Source organism: Bacillus sp. FSL K6-0923 (genome assembly GCF_038630825.1).
Classification (GTDB): Bacteria; Bacillota; Bacilli; order Bacillales; family Bacillaceae; genus Bacillus; species Bacillus pumilus.
In genome coordinates this window covers 1,825,496-1,848,878 of sequence record NZ_CP152044.1, presented here as the reverse complement: position 1 = coordinate 1,848,878, position 23,383 = coordinate 1,825,496, and the positions used below count along the sequence as shown (strand labels likewise).

General features: G+C 41.9%; 21 protein-coding genes. 17 read left to right on the top strand and 4 right to left on the bottom strand.

Translation table 11 applies throughout. The annotated features are described in order from the left end of the window. Window positions 1-18 precede the first annotated feature (18 nt). Window positions 19-1,839, bottom strand: coding sequence for an assimilatory sulfite reductase (NADPH) flavoprotein subunit (locus MHI16_RS09310; protein WP_268467624.1), 1,821 nt, complete (start codon window positions 1,837-1,839; stop codon window positions 19-21). Window positions 1,840-2,052: 213 nt separating this feature from the next. Beyond that, window positions 2,053-3,480, bottom strand: coding sequence for an aldehyde dehydrogenase family protein (locus tag MHI16_RS09305; protein ID WP_268467623.1), 1,428 nt, complete (start codon window positions 3,478-3,480; stop codon window positions 2,053-2,055). Between the two features lie 211 nt (window positions 3,481-3,691). On the opposite strand from MHI16_RS09305, the gene MHI16_RS09300 reads away from it, so the two are divergent. The 3 genes from MHI16_RS09300 to MHI16_RS09290 are packed head-to-tail and all read left to right on the top strand — an operon-like array spanning window position 3,692 to window position 5,318. Next, entirely contained in the window at window positions 3,692-4,117 is a 426-nt protein-coding gene (locus tag MHI16_RS09300) for a DMT family transporter (RefSeq protein WP_268467635.1), read from the top strand. Window positions 4,118-4,130: 13 nt separating this feature from the next. Further along, window positions 4,131-4,811: a Crp/Fnr family transcriptional regulator gene (locus MHI16_RS09295; RefSeq protein WP_268467622.1), complete on the top strand. Its 681-nt coding sequence runs from the start codon at window positions 4,131-4,133 to the stop codon at window positions 4,809-4,811. 21 nt (window positions 4,812-4,832) lie between these two features. Further along, the gene (locus MHI16_RS09290; protein ID WP_268467621.1) at window positions 4,833-5,318 is read left to right on the top strand and encodes a DMT family transporter; all 486 of its coding nucleotides are present in this window, start codon (window positions 4,833-4,835) and stop codon (window positions 5,316-5,318) included. 10 nt (window positions 5,319-5,328) lie between these two features. On the opposite strand, the gene MHI16_RS09285 is transcribed toward MHI16_RS09290, so the two are convergent. After that, window positions 5,329-6,735 (bottom strand): phospholipase D family protein, encoded by a 1,407-nt coding sequence (locus MHI16_RS09285; RefSeq protein ID WP_268467620.1) that lies wholly within the window; start codon window positions 6,733-6,735, stop codon window positions 5,329-5,331. A 158-nt stretch (window positions 6,736-6,893) separates the two neighbouring features. Here MHI16_RS09285 and MHI16_RS09280 point away from each other — a divergent pair, with 158 nt between their 5' ends. The 5 genes from MHI16_RS09280 to MHI16_RS09260 all read left to right on the top strand — a co-directional run bounded on the left by MHI16_RS09280 (window position 6,894) and on the right by MHI16_RS09260 (window position 11,489). Beyond that, window positions 6,894-7,670 carry a MurR/RpiR family transcriptional regulator gene (locus tag MHI16_RS09280; protein ID WP_268467619.1) on the top strand — a complete coding sequence of 259 codons (777 nt, stop codon included), beginning with the start codon at window positions 6,894-6,896 and terminating at the stop codon, window positions 7,668-7,670. A 130-nt stretch (window positions 7,671-7,800) separates the two neighbouring features. After that, entirely contained in the window at window positions 7,801-8,715 is a 915-nt protein-coding gene (gene pfkB / locus MHI16_RS09275) for a 1-phosphofructokinase (RefSeq protein ID WP_058015607.1), read from the top strand. Between the two features lie 12 nt (window positions 8,716-8,727). Beyond that, window positions 8,728-10,143: a PTS fructose transporter subunit IIBC gene (locus MHI16_RS09270; RefSeq protein WP_058015608.1), complete on the top strand. Its 1,416-nt coding sequence runs from the start codon at window positions 8,728-8,730 to the stop codon at window positions 10,141-10,143. Window positions 10,144-10,158: 15 nt separating this feature from the next. After that, on the top strand, window positions 10,159-10,617 hold the full coding sequence (locus tag MHI16_RS09265; protein ID WP_061408064.1) for a fructose PTS transporter subunit IIA: 459 nt from the start codon (window positions 10,159-10,161) through the stop codon (window positions 10,615-10,617). Between the two features lie 2 nt (window positions 10,618-10,619). Beyond that, entirely contained in the window at window positions 10,620-11,489 is an 870-nt protein-coding gene (locus tag MHI16_RS09260) for a class II fructose-bisphosphate aldolase (protein ID WP_058015609.1), read from the top strand. Between the two features lie 39 nt (window positions 11,490-11,528). Here the strand turns inward: MHI16_RS09260 and MHI16_RS09255 are convergent, their stop codons facing one another. Beyond that, window positions 11,529-13,049 (bottom strand): MDR family MFS transporter, encoded by a 1,521-nt coding sequence (locus tag MHI16_RS09255; RefSeq protein ID WP_061408061.1) that lies wholly within the window; start codon window positions 13,047-13,049, stop codon window positions 11,529-11,531. 169 nt (window positions 13,050-13,218) lie between these two features. Between MHI16_RS09255 and MHI16_RS09250 the strand changes: the two genes are divergently transcribed. The 9 genes from MHI16_RS09250 to MHI16_RS09210 all read left to right on the top strand — a co-directional run bounded on the left by MHI16_RS09250 (window position 13,219) and on the right by MHI16_RS09210 (window position 23,364). After that, complete coding sequence (locus MHI16_RS09250; RefSeq protein WP_058015696.1) at window positions 13,219-13,638, top strand: MarR family transcriptional regulator; 420 nt, start codon at window positions 13,219-13,221, stop codon at window positions 13,636-13,638. Window positions 13,639-13,965: 327 nt separating this feature from the next. Further along, window positions 13,966-15,561 (top strand): T7SS effector LXG polymorphic toxin, encoded by a 1,596-nt coding sequence (locus MHI16_RS09245; RefSeq protein ID WP_268467634.1) that lies wholly within the window; start codon window positions 13,966-13,968, stop codon window positions 15,559-15,561. 15 nt (window positions 15,562-15,576) lie between these two features. After that, window positions 15,577-16,032 carry a hypothetical protein gene (locus MHI16_RS09240; RefSeq protein WP_061408054.1) on the top strand — a complete coding sequence of 152 codons (456 nt, stop codon included), beginning with the start codon at window positions 15,577-15,579 and terminating at the stop codon, window positions 16,030-16,032. Window positions 16,033-16,313: 281 nt separating this feature from the next. After that, window positions 16,314-18,386: a BglG family transcription antiterminator gene (locus MHI16_RS09235; RefSeq protein ID WP_268467633.1), complete on the top strand. Its 2,073-nt coding sequence runs from the start codon at window positions 16,314-16,316 to the stop codon at window positions 18,384-18,386. Window positions 18,387-18,401: 15 nt separating this feature from the next. Further along, window positions 18,402-18,668, top strand: coding sequence for a PTS sugar transporter subunit IIB (locus MHI16_RS09230; protein WP_061408048.1), 267 nt, complete (start codon window positions 18,402-18,404; stop codon window positions 18,666-18,668). A gap of 26 nt (window positions 18,669-18,694) precedes the next feature. Beyond that, on the top strand, window positions 18,695-19,957 hold the full coding sequence (locus MHI16_RS09225) for a PTS ascorbate transporter subunit IIC (protein ID WP_061408045.1): 1,263 nt from the start codon (window positions 18,695-18,697) through the stop codon (window positions 19,955-19,957). 17 nt (window positions 19,958-19,974) lie between these two features. Then, window positions 19,975-20,670 carry a D-allulose 6-phosphate 3-epimerase gene (gene alsE / locus MHI16_RS09220; protein WP_061408042.1) on the top strand — a complete coding sequence of 232 codons (696 nt, stop codon included), beginning with the start codon at window positions 19,975-19,977 and terminating at the stop codon, window positions 20,668-20,670. 178 nt (window positions 20,671-20,848) lie between these two features. Continuing rightward, a complete protein-coding gene (locus tag MHI16_RS09215; RefSeq protein ID WP_061408039.1) occupies window positions 20,849-21,889 on the top strand; it encodes a LacI family DNA-binding transcriptional regulator in 1,041 nt (346 codons plus the stop codon). A 218-nt stretch (window positions 21,890-22,107) separates the two neighbouring features. Continuing rightward, window positions 22,108-23,364 (top strand): extracellular solute-binding protein, encoded by a 1,257-nt coding sequence (locus tag MHI16_RS09210; RefSeq protein WP_061408036.1) that lies wholly within the window; start codon window positions 22,108-22,110, stop codon window positions 23,362-23,364. Window positions 23,365-23,383: the final 19 nt, after the last annotated feature.

Here is a 23,383-nt window from a genome sequence, read left to right as displayed (position 1 = left end):
TTTCAAGCATCAAGTCCATTAATATACGTCGCGCTGATAGCGTTTTTGCTGCTGCAAGTTAGCTAGATAGCTTTCTGCTTTCTCTTTGCTCATCGCACCTTCTTCTTGGATAATCGATAGAAGAGTATGATGAACATCATGCGCCATATGCTTTTCATCTCCGCAAACATATACATAGGCACCTTGCTCCAGCCATTCGAATAATTCTTTACTTTGCTTCTTCATTTGATGCTGAACATATACTTTTTCCTCTGAATCTCTTGAAAAAGCCACATCCATTTTCGTTAAGACGCCATCTTTTAGCCACTTTTGCCATTCGGTTTGATATAAGAAATCCGTCACAAAGTGCTGGTCACCGAAGAATAACCACGATTTTCCGCTTGCACCGATTTCTTCTCGTTCCTGCATAAACGAACGGAAAGGGGCAATACCTGTGCCTGGTCCCATCATAATGATCGGTGTATCAGGGTTTTCAGGAAGCTTAAAGTTTTGATTGTGCTGAATATAAACTGGCAGGGTATCACCTGGTTGTAAGCGCTCTGCACATAGAATGGAGCAGACACCTTGACGTTCTCTCCCGTGCGCATCATATCTCACAGCACCGATCGTCAAGTGAACTTCTTCTTCATTCGCTTTCAGGCTGCTTGCAATCGAATAAAGGCGAGCCGGAATTTTTCTTAAAATCGCAGTGAAGTCTGCGGCTGTTCCTTCAAAAGGAGCGAAATCGCGCGCAGCATCGACTAAATCTCTTCCTGCTATATACGCTTTTAATTTTTCTTCATTTCCTTCTTTTAAAAGGGCATGGAGGGCTTCATTTTTCGTCAAGTCCGCCAACTTTTGAAGAAGGGGTTTTGTTAAAACTGTAATCTCAAAATGTGAGGTAAGTGCTTCTTTTAAAGGAAGAGTCTCACCGTTTTTATGAACAGTTACGGCTTCTTCTGCATTCCATCCGCATGTCGTAATCAGTTCATCAACAAGCGCAGGATCATTTGTTGGATAAATTCCAAGGCTGTCACCCGGTTCATAAACAAGTCCTGACCCTTCAAGTGAAAGCTCCAAATGGCGGGTTTCTTTGTTAGAGCCACGGCCATTTAGATTGATATTTTCAAGAACTTCCGCATAAAAAGGATTCGTTCTTGAGTATTCAGTAGCTGCTGTTTGGCTGTTTGCTCCTGCTGATTCTTGCGTGAAAGCTGCGGCTTCACCTTCGCTAAGTGACGATGTCACCCCTTGAAGCCATTCAGAAAACGGCTCATCATAATCAAGGTCACAATCCACTCGATCTGTCAGGCGCGTTCCGCCAAGTTCTTTGAAGCGCTCATCAAATTCTTTTCCAGTCTGACAGAAGAATTCATAGGAGCTGTCACCAAGCGATAGAACAGAAAAGCTTAAATGATCGAGCTTTGGCGCACGTCTACCATGGACATATTCATGGAAAGAAAGGGCATTGTCAGGCGGATCTCCCTCGCCATGTGTGCTGACGATCAACAGTAAATTGTGTATTTTTTTCAGATTATTTGGTTTAAAATCTGACATAGAAGAGAGCGTCACTTGAAAGCCTTTCTCTTCAAGATGCTGTGCTGTCTTTTTCGCTAACCCTTCGGAATTGCCTGTTTGCGACCCGTAAAGCACGGTCACATCTTTACTGACAGGCTGCGCAGGTGCTGCGGCAGAAGGAGATAGGGCTTGAGTAGCTGTTTCTGATCCGGCTAGCGCAGCTTGTGCTGATAAATAACCGGTAAGCCAAATTTTTTGTTGATCTGTTAAAGTCGGAAGCAGCTGATTGAGTAGCTCTGCCTGCTGCTGACTAAAAGGACTGTTCAATACATGAAGTTGCAACGATATCCACCTCACAAGGAATATAAACATAGATTAATTCGATAGGAATTATATATATAGGTTCAATTTGAACTTTACCGAAAGTTTGCCATTAAGTAAAATATATAATATTGATTGTCATGATTAAGATTTCTAATGACAAAGCATATGCGAATAGGGGAAAAGACATAAAAAAAGGAAAACGGTCATCCGTTTTCCTCTTATCTATCTAATTTACGCCGTTGGAAGTCCCATCACAGCTTTCACTTCTAAATATTCCTCGATGCCGAAGTCTCCCCATTCTCTTCCGATACCTGATTGCTTAAAGCCGCCAAATGGGGCAAAATAATCTGTTTCGGCATTGTTAATGGTGATTTGACCAGCGCGAATATGCTCAGCGACATATTTTAATGTTTTTTCATCTTTTCCAACAACATACCCGGCAAGGCCATACACTGTATCATTGGCGATCTCAAGGGCATGATCAAGATTCTGATACGTAATGACACTCATGACCGGTCCAAAGATTTCTTCTTGTGCAATGGTCATGTCATTTTTCACATTGGTGAAAATGGTATGTTTGGCGAAATATCCTTTATCGATTCCGTCCGGCTTTCCAGCTCCCCCAGCAAGAAGGGTAGCACCTTCTTCGATTCCTTTTTCAATATAAGATTGCACGGTATCCCACTGCTTTTTAGATACAAGCGGCCCTGTAGCATGATCTTCTCTTGGATCACCAACTGTAAACTTCGGCAGGGCATTCAGCAGCGCTTTTTCAAACTTGTCTTTCATTGATTCTGGTACAAGCACACGCGTAGCTGCAGAACACACTTGCCCTGTATTCATCGCAATATGCTGAATGGCAGTTTCAGCAGCCACATCCACATCTGCATCATCCAAGACGATAAGAGGGGATTTCCCGCCAAGCTCAAGAGCGACTTTCTTCACATTGTCCGCTGCGTTTTCCATAATTTTAGTGCCAACAGCACCTGATCCAGTAAATGAAACAAAGTCAATATCAGGATGTGAGCTAATGCCGTCACCAATTACGTCACCCGTTCCGTTTACTAAGTTGAAAACTCCTTTCGGTACGCCTGCTTCATCAATAATTTCTGCAAGAATCATCGCAGCAAATGGTGTAATTTCCGCTGGCTTTAAGACAACTGGTGAGCCTGCCGCAATGGCACCTGCGATTTTAAGAGATGTTTGATTCGTTGGGAAGTTCCACGGTGTTATCAATCCGCTGACGCCAATTGCTTCTTTTATAATGGTATGTCCGCCGCGGTCCTCTGTAAATGTATAAGATTTAAGGGCTTCCGCTGCTTTAGAAAAATGTTCATAGCCCATTTTGTAATGAACTTCTTCGGATACTTTCAGCGGTGCACCGAGCTCTTGTGTCATCACTTCTACAAGTTCATCTTTGCGTTTTTCGTAGCCGCGCACAATGTTTTCCAGCATCTTTACTCGTTCATTTCGAGATGTTTTAGAGAAAGAAGGGAAGGCGGCACGAGCTGCTTTCACTGCCTTATCTAAATCTTCTTTTGTTCCTAAGCTAATGGTGCCAATGACTTCCTCTGTCGCAGGGTTGATGACCTCTGTCGTTTCGCTTCCTGTTGATGCAACCCATTCTCCGTTAATAAAATGCTTCTCTTGATTTCTCATTCTGACATGTCTCCTTTTTATATGTGATTCATTCAATATTCTGTTTTCAGCTGATATAAAACTGTACCCACTGTGAAAAATCTAAAACGAACAAACTGCAAAAGAAAAAGTTTCTGATATAATACGCAAAGTGGGACATATGTCCTTTTCAACCGGCGGGCATGTATCATTTAATGGAACTAGACTGAAAAAAGAAGGAGCTTTTGAACGAATGAAAGGTGTTATTTACGCTTTATTAGGAGGCGCTTGTATTACACTACAAGGCGTAGCCAATGCAAGAATCAGCCAGGATATTGGTACATGGCAGGCAGCCACCATCACACAGCTGACCGGCTTTATCATCTCGCTCGTCATTTTACTCGTCGTACGAGACGGGCACTTCAGGGAATATCAAAAGGTGCAGCCACTTTATTTAATAGGAGGCGCATTTGCAGCGATTATTATTTTTAATGAAGTCACCGCGATCCAAATCATCGGTGTGACACTCACTATCGCAGCGTTACTGATTGCACAGCTTGCTTTTACCTTTGCAATCGATGCAAAAGGATGGTTTGGTGTTCAGAAAAAGAAAATGAAATGGCCTCATTACGCAGGAATTTTATTGATGGTCACAGGGGTGATCATTTTAAAACTATAAAGGAGGGCGTCAGATGGAGGAGCTTCATGATGAATCTCTTTTTACCTCATATATGAAGGCACATCAATTAGAAAGTGTCTTTCATCAAAAGCTCATATCACACGTAAGTTTGTGGCGCTATGAGCAAGGGGAGCTCGTTTGTTCAAAAGGGGATAAGAGGGAGTACCTGTACTTGTTAGTGAAAGGGAAATTAAAGATTTTCACGACCACAAAGGAAGGGAAAACCTTTATTCTTAGCTTTAAACATCCCCTTGAAGCGATTGGAGATATCGAATACGTTCAGCAGACGGATATGGTCAATACAGTCGAAGCGGTCACAGAAGTACATATGTTAAGGGTTTCTCATCAAGCGCTCATGCGTCATGCGAAGGATGACCCGCGCATGTTAACCTTTCTGCTAAAAGGGATCACAAACAAATTTTATACAAAATCAAACGATTTGAGTTTCCACCTGTTATATCCTGTAGAGGTCAGGCTTGCAAGCTACTTATTGTCTGTTGTCACAGATGATGACAGCGCAAGCGCCCTTCGTCTCACTGATGCGGCAAGCTTAATCGGTACAAGCTACCGTCACATTAACCGAGTCATTCAGCGATTCTATGAAAAAGGACTGATAGAAAGACAGAGAGGAAAAATTACGATTTGTGACCGCAAAGGGCTCCTAGAAATAGCAGAGCACAACATTTATGAATAGAGGAAATGAAGGGATTTATATATGATCATAGGAATAGTATTAGCCATCACGGCTGGCGCACTCGTCAGCTTACAAACCATTTTTAACAGTAAGGTCAATGAGCAGACAGGCTCTTGGTCAACTACCACCCTCGTTCTTGGAATGGGCTTTATTGCTTCACTCCTGATGGGGCTCTTACTAGAGGGAACTGGCATGTTTCGATTAAGACATATGGAAGCGTGGTACTGGATCAGCGGGGCTATTGGTGTAGGAGTGGTCATTTGTCTTGTTCAAAGTATCAAACGGCTTGGACCGACTTATGGCATTTCGATTGTCCTCACGTCACAGCTTGGCTGCGCTCTTTTGTTTGATTCGCTTGGCTGGCTTGGCTTAGAAAAAGTAGAATTCTCTTTGACAAAACTTTTAGGTGTTATTGTAATTGTGGCAGGGATCTTGGTGTTTAAATTGACCAAATTGGAGTCTGCAGAAAAAGATCAAACGCAAGAAAAAGGGCTGCCACAAGAGTAGCTGCCCTACTTTATATCAATCGACGCCATAAAACTGTTATCGCGGATAATCCGTTTAAAAGGAGCCTTTTCATCAAAGGCTTTTTTTTCTGTCCATAAGCGCTCGTCTGGTAGACAGTTCGATCTTTAGCAACGAGATAACTGTAGGCGATTTTTCGTTCAATTGCTTGCGTAAGTGAGAACGCAAACGGGGCACTGTCAATGACCAAAATGGACTCTGTGTTTAAAAAACTAGACCTCGCATCTAAGTTATATGTCCCAATAATACTCAGGTAATCATCAATCACCATTGATTTCGCATGAATCGAATATGGACCTTCGTATTCATACAAATGAACGCCTGTTTTCATCAATTCCTTTTTTGTACTTAAATACCCAGCAAAGGCTAATGGATTTGGCGTCGCCGTAAGAGAATTCGTCACCACTGTCGTCTGAATCTCACTAGGTAAGGGGGTGAGTCCGGATTTCATTGGGCGTGTTGGAATGACATAAGGCGTCTGTATAAGCACAGAACGCTTTGCCCGGTGCGCAAGATCGTTCAGTTTTTTCAGTACAAGTGGCCGCTTATTAAAGCGTTCCACAGGATTTGTGAAAAAGGCAACCTGTTTCACAGAAGTGGTATCTGCTGCCCAATCAAATGAGGACATCACAAAAGGTTCTTTCGTGCGCACTGCATCATGATAGGATCTGAGCAGCTGTTTTCTTAGCTTTAACCCTTTTTTCGCTTTTGGCTTAGAGAACACAGCTTTTGTTCTTTTTGTGAAATCATGATTCCACAGATAAACGAAATATTGCTCCATTTCATCTAATACTTTTCCCTTTTTGGGGTTATAGAGCAGCACATCACGGTCAAAAGCAAAGTCTTTCGGCGGCTGATCTGCAAAGTATTTATCACCGATATTTCTTCCGCCCATCACAGCCACTCGGCCATCTGCTAGTAGCAGCTTATCGTGTAGCCGATTATGCCACGTCCATGGCTTGAACAACCGAAAGGGCTCATAAAAACGAATCGACATGTTCGGATGATTTGCTACTGCATAGCGCAAATGCTTTAGCGGCCCGCGCAAACTGTGACAGATGCCATCTAACAACAGCTGCACTTTCACACCCCGATCAGCTGCTTCAATTAAAGCACCTAGTATCCATTCGGCTGTTTTTCCCTTTTGAATGGAATAGTAACTGAGACGGATCATCTTCTTTGCCTCACGAATCATTTGGATCCTCACCTGACCAGATTCAAAGCCGTCGTCAAGAAGCATGACTTGATTTGTCCCCTGATCGTCTCCTGAGATAGAAGAGGCTTTATAAATGCAATGTTCTTTGCATGTTTTTTGAACAGGTAAATAAAACAAAACAAATGCGGTCAAAAATACATAGACGACATAAACAAGGATGAGATAAAACAAAAGATGAAGCATTATGATCAGCTCCTTTCACACAGACACAACTTTTCCTTAGTGTATGTCAAAAATGAAATTTCACTCATTTTGGCTTTCAACAAAATATATGACAAAAGAATCAGCTTGTTTTTATTGGGCATTTAATTATAGTATGAAATGAGTAAGGGGGAATCAAATTGAATGAACCACTATTTAACATTCCAACCGAAGTGTATCAAACGTTAAGTGAAACAGAACGTTATTTACTCAACTATATTCACCAGCATTTAGAGGATATCTCCACCTTATCCATCGTCACATTAAGTGAAAGAGCCAATGTGTCGACAGCCACAATTGTCAGGCTGATGAAAAAAATCGGCTACAACGGCTATACATCCTTTAAATATCGATTGAAACAAGAAAAGAAAATGACCGATGCAAGTGATCAGCTCAAAAACATTGATGAAGACATCAAGCTAGCGATTCGGAAAAACGAAGAAGAGGTTTTAAAGACGATCCAGCTGCAAAGTATTGGGCAAATTGAAGATGCCGTTCAAAAAATACATAATGCGGACAAAATTTATATTTTCGGCAGAGGCTTTTCAGAGATGATTGCCAAAGAAATGACCATCAAATTACAGCTCATCGGAAAAACATGTGAAGTACATGACGACCCGAATATCATTCGGCTGAAGTCGCGGGATATCGGTAAAAACGAACTTGCAATCTTTGTTTCATTGAATGGCGAAACAGCAGAGCTCGTTGAAGCGTGTCAAAATCTTAGCATGAAGCAAATCACGACGATTACTGTCACAACGAGAATAGATTCTACATTAAGTAAAATATCAGATATGACTCTAGTCGGATATAAAGGCGAACAATCCTTCTTCCCAGATTATGAGGTCAGATCGCGCTTGTCTCTTCATGTCATCGCCCGCATTTTACTAGATGCCTATGTGATTCGAATGAAATAATCAATAAAGAAGCCTTCGAGACTTTGATCTAGAAGGCTTTTTATCATGAAAACCTTTACCAAATCTGAAAACATTTTCACTCCTGCGTATGAGATACTTTCTTTAGAGAAAAGAAAGAAGGTGAAACCAATTGATTTATACCTGCACCTTAAATCCTGCTATTGACCTATATATTGCATTAAAAGAAATGAAGGCAAATGCAGTCAACCGCACGGAAGATGAAGATTATCAGCCGAATGGCAAGGGAGTCAATGTCTCCATTATGTTAAAGAAATATGGATTCACCAGCACTGCATTAGGATTTATTGCTGGGTTTTCAGGCTCTTATATTGAACAATCCTTAAAGGACCTTTCCATTCAAACCGATTTTATCTCAGTTGAAGGAATTACACGCATTAATGTTTTTATTAATACGACTGAAGAATACAAGCTCGTGAACCAGGGACCTGCGATTGAAGAAAAAGCGCTTCACGCCTTTCGTGAAAAAATAGCGGCCATCCCGCAGGGGGACATCCTGATCATGTCAGGCAGCCTGCCAAAGGGCGTACCAGCCAGCATTTTTTCAGAAGTAGCAGCTATTTGTCATCAGAACAACGTCAAGTTTATTTTAGACACAAGCTCCGCAGCAGTTCTTGAGACACTTCAATACAAGCCGTATTTATTAAAACCGAATGAAGAAGAAATCGCTGCTTTTTTCGGCAAAACACATCCTATGTCAGAAAAAGAACTCATTCAATCAGGAGAAAAGCTCATTGAGATGGGTGCAGAGCAAGTGCTTATTTCCCGCGGGGGAGAAGGGGCTTTGTTCATTACAAAAGACGCCGTTTTAAAAGGAAACGCACCGACTGGCACTGTGGTAAACACAGCTTGCTCTGGAGATGCGATGCTCGCAGCCTTTCTTAGTAAACAGCTTGAAGGTCATTCACCTGAAGAATGCTTACGTTACGGCATTGCAACAGGCGCATCTACTGCATTTTCTAAAGGCTTAAGTGATTTACATGACATTCATTCATTAATTGATCAAGTACACATTGACAAGATATAAGGGGGAATACACATGAGCCGTAAAAAAATTGTCGCTGCAACTGGCTGTCCAACAGGCATTGCACATACATTTATGGCAGCTGAGGCATTAAAAATAGCTGCTGAGCAACTAGGGGTCGACATCAAAGTTGAAACGCACGGTCAAGTAGGAATTGAAAACGCTTTAACCGATCAAGACATTTTGGAGGCCGATGGAGTCATTGTCGCAGCTGACAAAGATGTGAATACAGATCGTTTTCACGGCAAACCACTGATTGAAGTGCCTGTAGCGAAGGGTATCCGCACGCCAAATGAACTGATTCAAGGCATTATGAATGGAGAAGCACCTGTTCATCAAGTGAAAGGAAGAACTTCTGGAACAGAAAAAACATCTGCTCCTTCACCAGCTCAACAAAAGTCGGCGAATAAGTGGATACACACCATCTACAAACATTTAATGAACGGTGTATCACACATGCTTCCATTTGTTGTTGGAGGCGGGGTCTTAATTGCTTTATCTTTTCTATTCGGTATTTACTCAGCTGATCCTCAGCATGAAACGTATCATCCGTTTGCTGCCTACTTGAAAAACATTGGCGGACTCGGCTTTAGCTTAATGGTGCCTATTTTAGCAGCATTTATCGCTGATTCAATCGCGAAACGCCCAGGGATGGTTGTCGGATTTATCGGCGGCCTGCTTGCAAACGATGGAGGCGCCGGATTCTTAGGTGGTATTATCGCAGGTTTTGCAGCAGGGTATATCATCGTACTCCTTCAATTCCTGCTTCAAAAATTACCTGCATCACTTGACGGATTAAAATCAATCTTCATCTATCCTGTCATCGGTATTTTCTTAATTGGGGCTGTGATGACACCACTATTAGTTCCAATCACAGGTCTAAATAATTCATTAATGGATTTTCTCTCAGCTGTTCAATCCACGAATCCGCTGCTCTTAGGTTTAATTGTTGGAGCGATGTGTGGATTTGATATGGGAGGACCTTTTAACAAAGCAGCCTATGTCACAGGAACGGCTTTACTTGCAGAAGGTAACCTTTACTTCATGGCAGGTGTGTCAGCAGCATGTATCACACCACCGCTTATCATTGCGATTGCCACAACGATTTTCCGAAAACATTTCACACCGCAGGAACGAAATGCAGGGGCCATCAACTATATTCTAGGAGCGACACATATAACAGAAGGGGCCATCCCATTTGCGGCTAAAAACCCGATCGTTGTCCTGCCAATTATCATGTTTGGCTCCGCCATCTCTGCTATATTGACGTATCTCTTTGGCGTACAGGTTCCAGCTCCGCATGGTGGATTCCTTGTCCTTCCAGTCGTCACAGGTGCATTCCAGTGGGTACTATCCATACTGATCGGATCACTTGTAGGTGCCATTCTATACGGACTGTATCGTAAAAAAATAGACAAACCCGCAGTTTAATAGGGAGGAAGAGAAATAATGGAACATATTTATATGAATCTTCATGAAACCGCGTCGTCACAGGCTGGCGTTTTCGCAGCTATTGCTGATATTGCCTACAAAGCAGGTATTTGTACATCACCAGAGGATGTGAAAAAAGGCTTAACTGAAAGAGAAGCGCTGAGCACAACTGGATTTCAAGATGGATTTGCCATTCCGCATACACAAACAGACGCCATCACAAAACCAGCACTCGTGATCGTCCGCACAGAAACAGGCATTGAATGGGACGCTTTTGATGGGAAGCCTTGCTTTTTCTTCTTATCCTTACTGATCCCCAAAAGTGAAGCAGGGACCACTCATCTAAAGGCACTTTCTGCCCTTTCACGAGGATTAATGGATGAAGCGAAACGACAAAAGCTGCTGGAAACAAGAACAAATGAAGACATGCTGACTGTATTAGAAACAGATATTTTAACGAGAGAGGATGTTTGATCATGCCTTTACTATCCACAACACCAATGCTTGAGACTGCGAAAAAAGAAAAATACGGAATCGTTGCATTCAATGTACATTCCTTTGACAGTATTTATTGGGTGCTCGAAACGGCGGCAGAATTAAAATCACCTGTCATTTTGCAAACAACGGTTGGAACCGTTCAATCTCTTGGAGCAAAAGCGATTGCAGATACAGTCAAAGCGGCGGCTGATCAATATCAAATCCCGATCGGTCTGCACCTCGATCACTGTACGGACTTTGATGTGATTCTCACCTGTATTCGTGCGGGATATACATCCGTCATGATCGATGCATCGATGCATTCATATGAAGAAAATGTTCGCCGCACAAAAGAAGTGGTGGACCTCGCATTAAAAGTAGGGGTGAACGTTGAAGCTGAACTAGGCAAGGTGGGCGGCGTAGAGGATGATATCGTTGTTGATGAAAAGGATGCTGAAAAAGCCATTCCATCAGAATGCCGTCAATTTGTAGAAGAAACTGGGGTACCAACTTTAGCACCTGCAATTGGTACCGCACACGGCATTTATAAAGGGGTACCGGATATTGACTTTGACCGTATTGAACAAATTGCATCGCTGGTCGATGTTCCCCTTGTGCTGCACGGTGGTTCCGCTGTTCCGGATGGAGACGTCAGACGATGTGTGGCACTTGGTATGGCAAAGGTCAATGTCTCAACTGAATTAAAAAATGCGTACTCTGAAGCCATTCGTGATCATTTCTCAAACGAACCGGAAAGCTTAGATCCACGGATGTATTTACAAAAAGCGAAACAAGCCGCAAAAGATATGGTCACATCGAAAATACGTATCGTTGGCAGTGAGGGCAAAGCCCATCCTCTATATCAGTGAAACAAAAAAGCAGAGCCGCTTAAGCTCTGCTTTTTCACATTATTCGTTTTCTTTCATTTCATTTGATGTGCGTACACGTGCATTTCCCATGAACAGGACCGTAATCGCTGCAAGGGCAATAGGAAACAACGCAATCAAAAATACGTACGTAATACTTTGTGACATCGCATCAATGACTTTATTTAAAATATCAGGCGGAATTTGTGAGCGGGCACCTTCTTGAAAAATGGCTTGTGGATCGCCTATTTGAGAAGGGGCTCCTTTCATTCCGCTAAAGGCTTCTGCTAAGCGATTCGATAGGACATTGGTTTGAATCGTCCCAAAAATCGTGACACCAAGTGTCATCCCAAGTGATCTCATAAATGAATTGGTCGAGTTTGCACTGCCTCGATAACGAGGGGCTAGATCATTCATTGAAGCTGACGGCAGAAGGGAGAAGCTGAAGCCGACACCAAAGCCTGATATCATCATAAAGATTGTGAGCCAAATTCTAGCTGTATCTGGTGACATATTGGCAAGAAGCAGCATCCCCGCGAAAAATGAAATAACAGAGATCGTCATAAGACGTCTGAAAGGCACTTTCGTCTGCATCGTTCCGCCAATCATACTGCCAATGACAGACCCTATCATCATCGGTGTTAAAATGAACCCTGCACTTGTCGCTGATTCACCGTACACCGCCTGAACGAAAATAGGAATGAAGACAGCAAGAATAATAAATGTTCCGCCATATAAAAACGCCAAAATTTGAGATGTCGCAAATAAACGATTTTTAAACATCCAAAATGAAATAATCGGTTCCTCTGCTTTTCGCTCAACAATAAAGAAGATGGTACCGAACACAAGAAACACGGCAAAAAGGGTGAGGATTTGCACTGAATCCCACGCATAAGATTTACCGCCAAGCTCAAGTGCGAACATTAAGCTCACAACCGCCACGACAAGTGTGATAGCACCTGACCAGTCAATTTTTTGCTTGCGATGTTCTAGTGATTCCTGGTAGTATCTAGCAATCAAGAACACACTAACAATACCAATTGGCACGTTGATATAGAAAACCCAGTGCCAGCCGATTGAATCTGTGATAATAGCTCCTAAGAGCGGTCCTAGTACACTCGATAAACCAAACACTGCACCAAACATACCGGACATTTTTCCACGCTTTTCAGGCGGGAAGATATCAAAGATGATTGTAAACGCGATTGGAAGAAGGGCGCCGCCTCCAAGCCCTTGAATGGCTCGGTAAATAATGAGCTGATCCATCGTTTGTGCGATACCGCACAGCGCTGATCCAATTAAAAAGAAAATAAGTCCAAACAGAAAAAAACGCTTTCGACCATACATATCAGAAAGCTTTCCGTAAATCGGCATTCCAGCCATTACTGCCACCATATAAGAAGCCGTCACCCAAGCAAATTTATCAAAACTGCCCAAATCTGCTACGATGCTTCCCATTGCTGTTGCAACAATGGTATTGTCCATCGCCGCCATAAAAATTCCTAACAGCAAACCGATGACAACAAAGCGAGTGGATGCCTTGCCTTTATCAACATGATTCATTTCATTTACCTCCTGCTTACGTTCTCTCCTTATTTTTGCTATGATCAACTTAAATATAAAGTAAGAGAACATTTATCTTGATGATCAAGATAATTTATTTTAAAGGGAGGAGAACAAGTTGTCAATAAAGAACGACGCAGAAGACAGAGCAGACCTGATCATCCATACAATGAGGCGTCTCGCCACACGAACGGTTTTATTCCACCAAGCGGCCGCACAATCGCTTGGCCTTTTCCCAACAGACCTCAAATCAGCCGATTTATTAAATGAACTCGGTCCTCTCACAGCAGGAGAATTAAGTGAAAAAACAGGTCTTAGCTCAGGTGCAGTCACAGCTCTGATTGACCGCCTTGAAAAAGCGGGCTACGCAAAAAGAGAAAAGGACCCAAAAGACAAACGAAGAGTTATCATCGTTCCATTAACGGCAGGGAAATCACAGGTAAAAGAACTCTTCCAATCCTTATCAGCATCAACTAAACAACTCACAAACGAATACAAACGAGAAGAATTAGACTTAATCATTCAATTTATTACCGAAGCAGCAGATATTATGGACCAAGAGCTGCAATTGCTTAAGTCTAAGTCGTAAGAAAGCACAATGTGAAGGGCGTGTTTTACTATTAGTTGTTTAAAAAAGGTAGCGCGGATTATAATTGGCTCAATTAGTGCCCTCTTCCTTACCATGGAAGTGCTCTATAACACTTGTTTACAATGGAACATCTCAAATGATTTTAATTAAAAGATGTTTTAAGAATCGTGTCTTAATGATTACTGACGATGGCGAGGCTAAAGCGCTCTAATAAAACACGGATCATTTACATATTAAGTACTGTTTTTGTATCTATATTCCTATTTAATGACAAACTTTGTGTTGGTAAAATTGACCTTGTCAATGAATAGGAAGGAGTGAATTCTTCTGGGGAAGATACTTGATGCAAAAGCACTTGAAAGTGCCATGGACGCAAGAGCAAAGCACTATCAGGAACTCCGCGAACAAATGGTAGATTTAAAAAAAGCATTACAAGGTGTTTCTAATCTCGGTGACGACTTCACTGGGAAAGGTGCCGATAACATTAAAAGCTTCTACAAAGAGCTCGCCGGAAATGTAGATATGTTCATCAGCTTCATCGATAAGCAAAAAGCCTTTCATGAAGGTGTTTCTGGGACACTAGATGATACAAATTTTGGTGGCGGTACCTTTGTAGAAGAACACTTTTTAGATAACGCTGTACATATGGGCATCAAAAACGCCAAAAGCATTGTAAAGGATCAAAAAAAGGCACTTAAAACGATTTTTCAAGACATCGACGACCTCATTTCTCTAGAAGTATTTGATAGCCAAACCTTTGATGAAAAGATTGCAGATGCGGAAGACGAGCGAAAAAAGACAGTGAAAGACCTAAGAGAGCTTGATCAAAATGTAAAAGATGAATATGCTTTGTCAGAAACGGAGCAGCAAGCTACAATGGCATTGTACGCAGAAATGATGAATGCGACAAATGACGGAAAAGCCATTTCACCTATGAATTTTGACAAGAAAGCGTATCATAATAGCGAAATCTACAAGGCGAAAAGCGATATTGAGAAGCAAACTGCCGAATATCTCAACATTAAAAAAGAACAACAGGAAGCCCGCGAAATCGCAAAGGAACAAGAAGCACTCGCCAACCGTAATTGGTATGAAAAAGCACTTGATTATGGCGGGAATATTGTGAATGAACTAACTGGCGTGAACGATGCAAAACGCGCCGCAACAGGCGTTGACCCGATCACAGGCGAAGAACTTACCGCAGGACAGCGCGTCGCCGCAGGCGGCATGGCAGCAGCGGGATATATCCCTATCGTCGGCTGGGCAGGGCGCATTTTCAAAGGCGGAAAAGCCGTCTATAAAACCTCTCAAGCCACTTCAGCCGCAGTACAAGCAGTCGACATCTACAAGACATCGCAAAAATCCTTTGACGCCTTAAAAACATCTCAAAAAGGCTTATATGGCCTCACCGCCACCAACGGCTTCAGCGAAGCGATTACGGGCCGTGATATGTTTGGTAATAAGGTCTCAAAAGAACAGCAGGAAGCGAGTATGAACGCAGCACTTGGAATGCTTTTGCCGTTTGGGGCGAAAAGGTTTCAAGGGAAGATGGGGTTAAACGCTCAAAGTCAAGAAGGACTTAATCGAAAAAGGGCTTTGCGGCACGCTAAGGATTTAGGGGAAATACCTAGATCACAACAGCCTACTCGTCAATGGCAAGTAGGAGATAATGTTTTTAAGAAGGGACAAGAACATCGTAATTATGAGTACAGTTCTAACCAAACTCATCATGGGCGGTACTATGAATTTGATACCCCAAAAGGAAAAAGAGTTATAGTACAACATACTAATGACGGAAAATTACACACTCACGCAGGGAAACCGAAAGAGGGTGCCGACCCATTTAATTATGATTTTAAAAAAGAAAGGTATTCAAATATTTATGGACCAAATGGTGATCACCATATCTATTACAATGAATAATGAGGAATGAAAAATATGGTATATCAAAATGAAAAAATACAAAAGAAAATAGCTTTTATGAATGCTAAAAAGAAAATACAACAATTAGCTTATATTGAGGTAATTGGTTTTGAAGATGATGCTTCTCAATGGCTAAAATTATGTGAAGCAGTATTAAAACAATTTCGTCAAATAGACTCTACACCTTCTGATATTTTAACAATTACAGACAAAGTATCTGTTATGGCTTGGTTAAAAAATTCACTAGATTTTCTGAAAGAGAAAAGAGAATGGTTTATTTTAGTTGTAAATGACCCTTTTCCTGTTTGGGCAAATGTAAAAGCTCTAGATTTCGATAAGGCAATTGAAGAGATTTGGCTATCCTCAGAGAATCACAACATCATTGTAGCAGATAAAGCAACTGGTAAAATCGCTCAGATATTTTCAGAAGAAAAACATTTTGAACTGCATATTGGAAACTGCGCGATTTAATTATAATTCAGGTTAATTGATTAAGTAGCAGCCACAATCTGAAAACCCGCATTTAACAATGATTTGAATAACCATCACCACACAAAGGTTTTCTATCACGTTTCAGAAGACAAATGACTCCTTGTATACAAGTCTCAAAGCACACTCATACGAGTGTGCTTTTTCTTATAACAAAAGAGCACCCAAAAACCTGCACAGCATTTGCTGAAAACATTTGGACTTCTTTGACGCATGTGAGTTGATTAGACTTATAACCAAAGAGAAGAAGGGAGGAATTCCAACTGCACTTAACCAAAAGAGGCACGACTTTACTATCAATGCTGATTCACACGACATCTTATTTATCAATTGAAGATTTACAGAATCGACTGAATGTCTCTACTCGAACCGTCTACTCTGAAATCAAACGCATGAATAGCTGGCTGGACACTCATCAGCTTAGTGGCGTTCAGCGAAAAGATCAACTTGGCTACTACTTACACCCACATGAAAAAGAAGTCATTATTCAAAAAGCGAACAGCATTCTCGTTGGAGATGATTATGAACCATGTGTAGTGGAAAGAAGGGCTATTCTGCTCTTATCCATTGCATGCAGTGAGAAATGTCTAAAAATTGATGATTTTATGAAGCTCACCAAAGTGAGCCGGAATACATTGCTTGAAGATATGAAACAGCTAAAAGAAGCACTTTCAAAGCAGCAGCTCACGCTTCACTATCAGGCAGCCTTCGGCTATTTGATTTCAGGAGAAGAAAGAGCGATTCGATTGGCACTGAAACCTTATATTCATTCCATTCGCACCATGATAAAAAATGAAAAAGCTTTTCCATCTCTGTGGTTAAAGGGGCCTATTTCAAATAACAGGTTAAAATATCTCCTCGAGCAGTCAGAACAAGAGCTTCAGCTCGAGTTTGCTGATGACATGCTGGATCAGCTGTCTTTGGATCTCTTTTTCTACTTTAAGCGGATGAAGCTAGGACGTGCTATACACCTTTCAAACGAAGAAAAGCGTACATTGCAGGAAACCGAGGAATGCTTGGCGGCTATTCGTTTCATGGCACGAATTCAAAAAGAAACGGGTCTTCAAGTTCATGATGATGAAATCTATTTTCTTAGCACTCTATGGCTCAGCGCCAAGAAACAAAAGCTTCCATCAAGTCAAAAGCCAGAAGAGCATCTCATTCGCACCATTGCCAGACAAATGATTTTTGATTTTCAGCGGTATGCATGTATCTCCTTTCAAGAGTACGAAGCCTTGGAGCAAAACTTAACCATGCATCTCATCCCTGCCTATTACAGACTCATCTATCACATTGATATCAACAATGAATTAACAGAATCTATTAAAAAAACACAGCCAGAGGTGTTTGATATCACTCAAAAGGTCGTATGTCATTTAGAAAAGGCGACCTGCTCCAAGATAAGTGATCATGAAATTGCTTACGTGGCGATGCATTTTGGTGGTTGGATGAGAAGAGAAGGGATTTCGCCAATTGTGCGGCGTTCTGTATACATTGTTTGCGGCGAAGGAATTGGCACAAGTCACATGCTGAAAACACAGCTTATCGAATTAATCGGTTATATCGAAGTACGTGATCTATTATCAAAGCGCTCATATGAACAACTGTCATCGATTGATGTCGACTTTGTTGTGTCAACAACACCTATTTCGTTTAAAGGAAAGCCAGTTCATCTCGTTCATCCCATCCTTACTGCCTATGAGAAAAAAACCTTGCTTCAATATGGAGAAAGTGCCGAAACCATGTTTGATAAGAACAATGTGAACGCTTTATTCAACATCATTCAAGAGCATACCATCGTACAAAATGAAAAAGCACTGCTTCGTGATCTTAAAGAGTTGCTTCATCCCGCATATGTATCCCATCAGAAAGGGTGGAAACCAGTGTTAAACGATTTATTAACAGAAAAAACCATTCATCTCCAACAAACAGCAGAAACATGGCAAGAGGCCATCACAAAAGCAGCGCAGCCTTTACTCGATCAAAATGCCATTCAGAAAGGTTATGTGGATGCCATGATTCAGTCCGTTGACCAAAATGGACCTTATATTGTGATTGCACCACAAGTAGCCATTCCACATGCCAGACCAGAGGACGGCGTGAACGAATTAAGCATGTCACTCATGTCTTTCGAACGGCCCGTTTTTTTCTCTAAGGATGAAAAAAAACAGGTTCGTCTCATCATCGTGCTAGCAGCCATTGACAGTATGACCCACCTAAAAGCACTCAAACAGCTGACTATGCTGTTAAGTGATGAAAAGCGGAGGAAACAACTGGTTGAAGCAAAGGAATTAGCATCGGCGCAAAAACTAATTGATCAATTTTCACAACGATAAAGGAGGAAAAAGAGATTGAAAAAAATTCTTGTTGTGTGCGGAAACGGATTAGGAAGCAGCTTTATCGTGGAAATGAATGTCAAAAAAGCATTAGAAGAGTTAGGACTTGCAGCTGAAGTGGACCATACCGATCTCAGCACAAGTAAAAATGAACAAGCTGATCTATATATCGGAGCAACAGACATTATCGATCAGCTGGATGACGGCACAAGAACGGTCGCTGGATTAAATAACTTGTTAGACCAGGAAGCCATTAAAGACGTCCTTCGCAAACACATATAAGCCACGAAAAAGGGGGGATTCACATCATGATGGAACTGATCATGAACGATATATTGGGTACACCGGCAATTCTCATCGGTTTGTTTGCGCTGGCCGGTTTACTTTTGCAGAAAAAATCAGCCGCAGATACCGTGTCAGGCACCTTAAAAACAACCATGGGTTTTGTAATATTAGGAGCAGGCGCCACGGTCGTGTCTGATTCACTTGGCGTTTTCCGAAAAATGTTTGAAGCAGCATTTCACATTCAAGGAGTTGTGCCAAATACAGATGCCATGGCAGCCATTGCTCAAAAGGAATTCGGAACACAGACAGCTCTCATTATGATTTTTGGCATGCTGGTCAATTTGTTATTGGCAAAATTCACGCCCTTTAAATACGTTTTTTTAACAGGACACCATACCTTGTATATGGCTGCAATGCTCGCAGTCGTTCTCTCGACAGGTGGAATGAAAGGAGCGTTTCTTGTCACCACCGGTTCGATTATATTAGGAACCGCTATGGTCATTGCACCCGCTATTCTTCAGCCATTCACAAGGAAAGTCACTGGAAGCGATGATCTTGCGCTTGGACACTTCAGTACCTTCGGTTATTTTACAGCGGGAATGATCGGAAAATGGATCGGTCGTCCAGAGAGATCAACAGAAACCATTCAAGTGCCTAAATCACTCGGCTTTCTACGAGATACATCTGTGGCCATTTCAATCACGATGGCTTTGCTGTTCTTTGCGATTGCACCGTTTGCTGGGATTCCCTTTATAGAACAAATGAGTGGGGGCATGAACTTCGCTGTCTTTATTCTCATTCAGGCGATAACCTTTGCTGCTGGTGTGTACATTATTTTAGCCGGGGTACGGATGGCAATCGGTGAAATTGTGCCTGCTTTCAAAGGAATTGCCGATCGTTTTGTGAAAGGGGCAAAACCGGCACTTGATGCACCAACCGTTTTTCCATTTGCTCCAAATGCAGTCATTATCGGTTTTTTATGCAGTTTTGCAGGAGGCATTGTATCTATTTTTCTTTTACCTTTGTTTGGTTTAACTGTCATCGTTCCTGGTCTTGTCCCGCACTTTTTTTGCGGCGCTACAGCAGGAGTGTATGGTAATGCAACTGGAGGCGTGAGAGGGGCTGTCGCTGGGGCCTTTGTGAATGGATTGCTTCTTTCCTTTTTACCCGCTTGTTTATTACCTGTGTTAGGAACCCTTGGTTTTGAAGGGACAACTTTTGGAGATACAGACTTTGGTATCATCGGAATCTTAATTGGATTGATCAAGCTTTTATTTCAACTGTAAAAAGGAGGCTTCTGAGAATGACAGCCATTTTTTCACCTTCACTGATGTGTATGGATTTAACGCACTTCCGCGAACATATTCATATTCTCAACACGAGAGCAGATCGATATCATGTCGATGTCATGGATGGTCATTACGTGAAAAATATCACCTTATCACCCTTTTTCATAGAACAGCTTCGAAAACTAACAGATCGACCCATTGATGTGCATCTTATGGCAGAATCCCCCCAAGAATTTTTAATCGATGCCTGCATTGATGCAGGGGCAAGCATGATCTGCTTACACCCAGAGGTCGTGCAAAGAGACGTTTTTAGAATCATTCGGCATATTCATCAAAGAGACTGTGAGGTCGGATTTGTCTTAAATCCGGCCACACCAATTGAAGCATTAGATTCCTATCTACATTTAATAGACCGAGTGACGATCATGACGATTGATCCAGGCTTTGCAGGTCAGCCTTTTATTAAAGAAATGCTTCAGAAAATTAAACAGGTGAAAGAGGTAAAAGAGAAGAGAGGTTACTCATTTTCAATTGAAGTAGACGGCTCTTGTAATGAGCACACGTTCCGGCAGCTTGCTGAGGCGGGAAACGAGATCTATATTATCGGAAACTCAGGTTTATTCGGCCTTCACCAGCAACTCGATACGGCTTGGGAGACAATGAAGCAATTGTTTTCAAAAGAAACAGCCTCAATTGAATCACGTGAGTAAAAGAGGATGAAACATTCCTCTTTTTTTACGCAACTTTACTAAACTCTTGCATCCAATCAAAACATACTCAAAAACAAAATAAAAAATCACAAATCCACACTTGAAAGCGCTTTACCAACGTGGTATCCTTCAAATATCTTTAGTAAATATTTAGTCAAAAACCAAGAGGAGTTTGCCTATGACCACACTCAAAGATATTGCTCATGATGCAAAAGTGTCCGTTTCTACTGTATCCCGTGTGTTAAATGGCGATCAAACCCTTGCCGTTTCTCACGCAACAAGACAAAACATCCTCGACATTGCAAAGAAGTTAAACTATACCCCCGTGAGAGCAAGAAAAGCCGATCAAGCAGAGGAAAAAAGCACATCTGAATCCCCAGTCATCGGTATCGTAGTCGCTCAATCCATTGACGAAGAATTAAATGATCCCTTTTTTTCATCGATTCGAAAAGGAATTGAAAAAGAATATGCCAAACAAGGGCTGTCCACCCTCCATACCTTTCGCCTGAGAAGCATGGATAAAGGTGCGATGCTAAAAGATATTGACGGTTTGATCGTCATTGGACGAATCAGTCCTGATACGGTTGAAAAAATGACTAATCGAATGGAACACATTGTTTTTATCAATCATTATGCGGATGAGGATTTGTATGATTGTGTACATGTTGATTTTGTCAGAGCAGCAGATCGAGCAATTCGCCATTTGCAATCGCTTGGCTATACACATCTAGGCTATATTGGCGGAAAGGAGCGTGAACATTATTTCGAAGGGAATGCTGTGATTGAGGACGAAAGACAAACGACGTTTATGAAGAGAATGCAAGAAGCAGGTGGTCTTCATCTGGATGACATCCATATTGGGGAATACTCCATGCAAGAAGGCTATTCGCTCATGAAGCAAGCCATAACAAAAGGAAACCTGCCACAAGCCTTTTTTATCGGAAGTGATTCAATGGCGATCGGCGCAATGCGCGCGCTCAATGAAGCCGGTCTGCGTGTTCCTTTAGATGTATCCATTGTTGGGTTTAATGACATTGAAGCAGCTTCATTTTCAAGCCCGCCACTTACAACCGTCAAAGTATATACAGAAGAAATGGGGGAAGTCGGTTTGAAGCTTTTGCTTGAGAGAATAAACGGCAGAAAGCTTCCTCTAAAAGTCGTCGTGCCAACCAAACTCATCGAAAGAGGCAGCACATGCCTCATCCATGAAAGGGGGTGAACCCGAGATTTCAGCAAACAAAAAAGAGACAAAAAAGCAGAAAGCAAGCTGCTTCGCATGATGGCCAGATCATGCGAAGAACAAGGCAGCCTACCGGTATGCTCTCTTATCTCTTTGAAAAGAATAGAATTCCAGTATAATGGACTTCTTTTGTTTCCGCAACTGCATGAATTCTACCGATTATCGTCTGAATTTTCAGTGATCAAAAGGAGGAAACCATGAATAAAAAAATCATGCTGCTCACTGCGGCCTTTGTCTTGACCATTTTTTTGTCTGCTTGCAGCAATAACGGTACGTCTGAAGCAAACGGAAAGGTCACCTTGACTCTCTTTTCGACGATGAGCAACAGCGGGGAAAGAAAAGCGTTTGAAGAAGTGATTCGTGAGTTTGAAAAAGAGCATCCACATCTTCGAATCGATGCCAACTTCCCAGGCAACAGCTATGAAGATACGATTCGTGTCAAAATGGGGGCAAACGATATGCCGGATCTGTTTGACACACACGGCTGGGCCAAACTTCGCTATAGCGAGTATGTCGCTGATCTAAAAGAGATGAATTGGGTGAAACAACTTGATCCTTCACTCGATCAGATTTTAAAGGATCAAGATGGCAAAGTATACGCATATCCGCTGAATCAAGCAAAAGACGGGCTTAGCTTTAATGCCAATCTATTAAAGGACTATGACATTGAGGTACCTAGAACACTTGATGAATTCCAATCGGCTTTGCTGACAGTGAAGGAAAAGAGCAAAGGAGAGGTTGTGCCGCTCTGGATACCAGGAGGAGACAACTCAAATATCGCCCAAGTCTTTGATGAACTCGCCACACCTTTACTGATCACCGGTCCAAACCATCGCTACGGAAAAGAACTTGAGAACGGATCATTTGATTGGTCTCTCTATACACCGCTTGCACAGTTCATAAAGGACTTGAAAGATCAAGATCTTTTAAACAAAGATGTCCTCACAGCAAAACTAACTCAAGCACCTGAACTGATGGCACAAAACAAAATAGCCTTCACCTTTGTCGGAGGCTCTTTAGGACCTGAAGCATCTGAACTCAATCCATCGATCAAAGTAGGCACGATGCCAGTTCCATCTATTCATGAAGGAGATAAACAAAGCTGGATTGGAGGAGAACGGTTTACGGTCGCTGCATGGAAAGACTCCAAACATCTAAAAGAAGCAAAACAATTCATTGATTTTCTCGCAAAGCCTGAAAATGCGAAAAAAATCGCAGAAGGCACCTCATCTGAAGCAGCCTTAAAGCAAGTAAAAGCAAAAAACTATTATTCTACGTTTTACGATCAATACGAAGAGGTGAAGATTGAACCGTATTTCGATCGAAAATACTTACCAAGCGGCATGTGGGCAGTCATGGCAGCATCGGGTCAAGAATTATTAGCAGGCTCCATCACACCAGAACAATTATCGAAGAAGATGGAAGAGGAATATAAGCGTCTGAAAAAACAATAGCAGGCGCATGCTGAAACAG

Bases quoted from the DNA above. Each gene is read 5' to 3' on its own strand.
- alsE (WP_061408042.1), top strand. From the start codon at position 19,975: ATGACAGCCATTTTTTCACCTTCACTGATGTGTATGGATTTAACGCAC.
- MHI16_RS09240 (WP_061408054.1), top strand. From the start codon at position 15,577: ATGGTATATCAAAATGAAAAAATACAAAAGAAAATAGCTTTTATGAAT.
- MHI16_RS09305 (WP_268467623.1), bottom strand. From the start codon at position 3,480: ATGAGAAATCAAGAGAAGCATTTTATTAACGGAGAATGGGTTGCATCA.
- MHI16_RS09295 (WP_268467622.1), top strand. From the start codon at position 4,131: ATGGAGGAGCTTCATGATGAATCTCTTTTTACCTCATATATGAAGGCA.
- MHI16_RS09300 (WP_268467635.1), top strand. From the start codon at position 3,692: ATGAAAGGTGTTATTTACGCTTTATTAGGAGGCGCTTGTATTACACTA.
- MHI16_RS09215 (WP_061408039.1), top strand. From the start codon at position 20,849: ATGACCACACTCAAAGATATTGCTCATGATGCAAAAGTGTCCGTTTCT.
- MHI16_RS09210 (WP_061408036.1), top strand. From the start codon at position 22,108: ATGAATAAAAAAATCATGCTGCTCACTGCGGCCTTTGTCTTGACCATT.
- MHI16_RS09290 (WP_268467621.1), top strand. From the start codon at position 4,833: ATGATCATAGGAATAGTATTAGCCATCACGGCTGGCGCACTCGTCAGC.
- MHI16_RS09285 (WP_268467620.1), bottom strand. From the start codon at position 6,735: ATGCTTCATCTTTTGTTTTATCTCATCCTTGTTTATGTCGTCTATGTA.
- MHI16_RS09250 (WP_058015696.1), top strand. From the start codon at position 13,219: ATGAGGCGTCTCGCCACACGAACGGTTTTATTCCACCAAGCGGCCGCA.
- MHI16_RS09225 (WP_061408045.1), top strand. From the start codon at position 18,695: ATGATGGAACTGATCATGAACGATATATTGGGTACACCGGCAATTCTC.
- MHI16_RS09255 (WP_061408061.1), bottom strand. From the start codon at position 13,049: ATGAATCATGTTGATAAAGGCAAGGCATCCACTCGCTTTGTTGTCATC.
- MHI16_RS09270 (WP_058015608.1), top strand. From the start codon at position 8,728: ATGAGCCGTAAAAAAATTGTCGCTGCAACTGGCTGTCCAACAGGCATT.
- MHI16_RS09260 (WP_058015609.1), top strand. From the start codon at position 10,620: ATGCCTTTACTATCCACAACACCAATGCTTGAGACTGCGAAAAAAGAA.